Annotated in this window: 4 protein-coding genes and 1 pseudogene; 3 read left to right on the top strand and 2 right to left on the bottom strand. The window is 73.6% G+C overall.

The genetic code is table 11. The features are described from left to right. A partial coding sequence (locus tag AC5LUJ_RS15650) for a DUF3499 domain-containing protein (protein ID WP_493465172.1) occupies positions 1-292 on the bottom strand: 292 nt, incomplete at its 3' end. Between the two features lie 228 nt (positions 293-520). Between AC5LUJ_RS15650 and AC5LUJ_RS15645 the strand changes: the two genes are divergently transcribed. The 3 genes from AC5LUJ_RS15645 (at position 521) to AC5LUJ_RS15635 (ending at position 3322) form a co-directional block, all read left to right on the top strand. Next, entirely contained in the window at positions 521-1033 is a 513-nt protein-coding gene (locus AC5LUJ_RS15645; protein ID WP_250284959.1) for a metallopeptidase family protein, read from the top strand. A gap of 34 nt (positions 1034-1067) precedes the next feature. Continuing rightward, positions 1068-1307, top strand: coding sequence for a hypothetical protein (locus AC5LUJ_RS15640; protein WP_250290236.1), 240 nt, complete (start codon positions 1068-1070; stop codon positions 1305-1307). A gap of 302 nt (positions 1308-1609) precedes the next feature. After that, positions 1610-3322 (top strand): type I phosphomannose isomerase catalytic subunit, encoded by a 1713-nt coding sequence (locus AC5LUJ_RS15635; protein ID WP_445548274.1) that lies wholly within the window; start codon positions 1610-1612, stop codon positions 3320-3322. A 46-nt stretch (positions 3323-3368) separates the two neighbouring features. Here AC5LUJ_RS15635 and AC5LUJ_RS15630 read toward each other — a convergent pair. Next, positions 3369-4147: pseudogene (locus tag AC5LUJ_RS15630) on the bottom strand (hypothetical protein); the annotation flags it as partial.

Below are 4147 nucleotides of genomic sequence, written 5' to 3'. Positions count from 1 at the left end.
GGCCGGGCGGGTCGTCACGACCCGTGGGTCGGGCCACCTCACGAACCGCGTCCGCGAGCGCCTCAAGATCGTCGGAGGCCGGGCTGTGTCTGGACTCGCCCTCGATACGCACGACCGCCCAGCCCAGTGGCACGGTGAGACGGTCGGCGTGCGTCCCGCACAGGTCGTAGGAGTGCGGCTCGACGTAGGGGGAGAGCGGCCCGAGGACGGCTGTCGACTCGGCGTAGGCGTACGTGAGTGTGGCGACCGCAGCCGCTGAACATGCCGAGCGGGAGCAGCGCCGAGGCTTCACGTTCCGGACGGTAGCCCCCGGAACGGGCGACGGCCACAACCGCCCGCCGTGTCGCATCCATCCACAGAGAAAACGTAACAGATCTACGACACTTCGCATTCGCACGGTCGTCCCAACGGGACACCGGAACGCGGATACCGGCGGGCTGTGGCGGACGGTACAGCAGATCCCCCCGGGGATCCCCGGGGGGATCTGCACACTCCGCCCGGAGAGCCGTACGCTCACGACATGGCGGACAACGCCTCCACCGGCACCTCCTGGGGAACTCCCGCACCGGCCTTCCCGTCCACCCAGCCGCCGATACCCGCGGCACGTCGGCGTGACCGGCGTGGGCGCGGCCTGCGCGGGCTGCTCATCCCGCCGGAGGTGCCCGCCTACCGCAGCCGCGGCGAGCGGTTCGACGACCTCGTCCTGGACGCTGTCGAGCACCTTGAGCACCGCTGGTCGGCCGAGCTCGCCGGGGTCGAGTTCGCGGTCGAGGACGTCCCGCCCGTACCGGCCGTGTTCGGCCCGGACGACCCGGTGCCGCTGGCCCACCACCAGCCCCCGGCCGGCCGGGGGCGGTCCGCGACGCCGGACCGGATCATCATCTACCGCCGGCCACTGGAAGCCCGCGCGATGGACACCGACGACCTTGCCGAGCTCATCCTGGACGTCCTCATCCACAAGATCGCGGACATGCTCGGCATGGAGCCCGAGATCATCGATCCCGAGGGCCACGGCTGGCACGAGGACGAATAGCCAGGTGCGCCACCCGTGCTGCGACAGACGCGACATGCCGGCTTTGCGACCACCCCTGGATGTCCGCGGCGGTGCCGCGTCGGGTAGCCTGACAATCAGCCGGATCGACCGCGTGAATACCGGCGGCGACGCCGGCGGCCAGGCCAGCAGTGACGTGGGCGATAACATCGGCAATAACGTGGGTAACAACATGGGCAGCGCCGCGGGCGGCACAAATCCAGGCGGCCTGGAACACGGGGCGCACAGCGAAGGAATACGCACCGCGAGAATGTGACCGGCGGGTGCATCATGCCGCCAGCCACGGCCTCCGGCGCCGGGCCGCGTCGCTGTCAGGCCATGTCAGAACCGGCCGCGGCGCTGTAGGGGATCTTTTTCCGCCAACCGTGCCGATGGTCACGCGATACGGGGCCGGTCGCCGGTATCTTTTCCGGCCCGGCTGGGGACATCCTGCGGGAGAGGAGCGCGGAAAGGCTTTCAGCCGGCCGGCTGCCGAGCGGCGGCGACAACGACGGCTCCGGCCGGCGGCCCCTTCCGCCCGACGGAGGTCGAATAATGGTGACGAGGCGGTGAGCAATAGTGACGGCTGATCGGCCCGCCGGGATTCTGCGTTTGTTCGGGCGGGTGCGCGACTACGACTGGGGCTCACCCACCGCCATCTACGGCCTGCTCGGCGAGGCCCCCGCCGGCCGGCCGGCCGCGGAGCTGTGGCTGGGCACCCATCCGAGCGCGCCGTCCGAGACCGAGACCAGCGCCGGTGGCCGGCGGCAGCCGGCCGAGGACGCCGTGGGCCGGCTGCCGTTCCTGCTGAAGGTGCTCGCCGCCGAACGGGCGCTGTCCCTGCAGGTACATCCGGACCGGGCGCAGGCGCGGGCCGGTTTCGACGGCGAGGAACGGGCCGGCGTGCCACCGCAGGCCCCCTGGCGCCGCTACCAGGACCGCAACCACAAACCAGAGCTGATCGTCGCGCTCACCCCCTTCCGTGCCCTGGCCGGTATCCGTGACCCGCGGCACACCCTGCGCCTGGTGCGGGCCCTTGGCCATCCCCCGCTGACCGCCGCGTTCGAGCCGCTGCGCGCGGACCCCGCGGCCGGGGCCGCGGCCGTCCTGCGCACACTGCTGACGATGCCCGCCCACCAGGCGCGCGGCCTTGTCGCCGGGACCGTCGAGGCCGCCACCATGATCGCCGCACGGGCGGCGGCCGACGCGGCGGCGACCGGCAGGACGGCGACCGGCAGGACGATGGCGGGCAGAGCCGCGGCCGGCAGGACAGCGGCCGGCAGAGCGGCGGCCGGCAGAACGGTAGCCAGCGGGGCGACAACGCCCAGAGCGGCGGCCAGCGCGACGACAGCCATGACGGCCGACATAACGACCGACGTGGCCACGGCCGCCGACCTTGTCATCCGGCTCGCCGCGGCGCACCCCGGCGACGTCGGTGTCGCCGCCGCGCTCCTGCTCAACGACGTGCTGCTCCAGCCGGGGGAAGCGCTCTTCCAGCCGGCCCGCCTGCTGCACGCCTACGTCCACGGCATCGGCGTCGAGATCATGGCCACGTCCGACAACGTGCTGCGCGGCGGGCTGACGTCGAAACACGTCGACGTGGACGAACTGCTGCGCGTCCTGGATCCGACGCCGACCGGGGCACCCGTGCTCACCCCTCGGACGGTGGGCGGGACGGCCGGGATCATCGTGCGCACCTGGGATGTGCCGGTCGACGATTTCGCGCTGACCGAAGCGATCTGTGGCTGGACGGCTCCCGACCGGGCAACGCCGGACTGGACGGCGCCAGGCTGGACGGCCTCCGACCGGACGGCCTCCGATTGGAAGGTGCCCGGCTGGGCCGCGCCCGCCTGGACAGCTTCCGGCGGGCGTGTCGGCCACGACGACATCCCCGCCGGAAACGCCTCCCGCGCGGGCGCCCTCGACGCGAGCGCCTTCCGAGGAAGCGCCGCTGCCGGAAACGTCTCCCGTGGAAACGTCTCCGGTGGCAGTGCCGCTGGCCGGAACGCCCACGGTGGACGGAACGCCCACGGTGGGAACGCCCGTGACGGGAACGCCCTCGGCGGTGCGGTCACCATCCGGTGTCCGGCCATCCTGCTGGTGACCGAGGGCGCCGTCACGGTGGAAGGCGTGGGTATCCGCCCGGTGGGGCTTCGCCGGGGGCAGGCGGCCCTGGTGCCCCCGGCCCCGACCAGGGCACCGGCAGCGGACGGGACGCTGACCCTGAGCCTGTGGGGGCGAGGCAGGGTGTTCATCGCCTCACCCGGCTCGCACCCGCCACCACCGCCCTGACCGGCCGGCTGGCTGCCCGCCCCCTGGAGGCCGGCCGGCCTGGGCGTCAGGGGCCGGAGGTGGGGCCGGGCTGTCGGCGGAAGGCAGCCCGGGGGTCCTGGAACAGGGTGGGGACGAACACCGTCCGCGGCGCCGCCGACAGGGTCAGCGGGGCGACCCAGTCGGTCGTACCGATCGTCTGCGCCGCGACCAGCGGCCCGCCGCGGGTGACCATCCGCACGGCACCGGCCGACCCGACGGACACCGTCCGACCGGCCGGGATGCGCAACGGGCTCCCATCAATCCATACTGTCACCATGCTTTCCGGTGCGGTGAGCACCAGCGCGGAAAGTGTCCGATCAGGCGCGACAGGCAGCCGTATGGCGGCTGTAGCGTCAGGTTCGATCATGTCTGCCGCGCCGACCCAGCGGTACTCCCGCGCCAGCGGCACGGCTGTCACGGCCGGTGGCCTCCCGGCCGGCCGCGCCCCTGCCAGGGCTGGCGCGGCTCCCACCGCGGGCAGCCCGAGACCGGCGACCACCGGCCCGCCCGAGAGCACGGCCACCCGCACCGCCGCCGTGCCGACCCGCTCCGGTGACGCCACGGCGCCGGGCGTGAGCGCCGGTAACCGCAGGACACCGCCGCCGGGCACCCGTACCGCCGCCAGGCCCGGCGGGGTGAAGCGTGCGGACGCGGTGAGCAGCTCCAGACGGATCACCGCGTCCGTCTCGGGGGCGGCCACCACGACCTGCGCGCCCGCGATCCCAGCCGGTATCCCGGCCGTACCGGCCAGCACCAGCGAACCGCCGGCTCCGGAGCCGGCCGGCCCAGGCCCGGTCACTCCAG

This window comes from Protofrankia sp. CiP1_Cm_nod3 (assembly GCF_982290655.1).
This window is presented reverse-complemented; position numbering and strand designations above follow the sequence as displayed.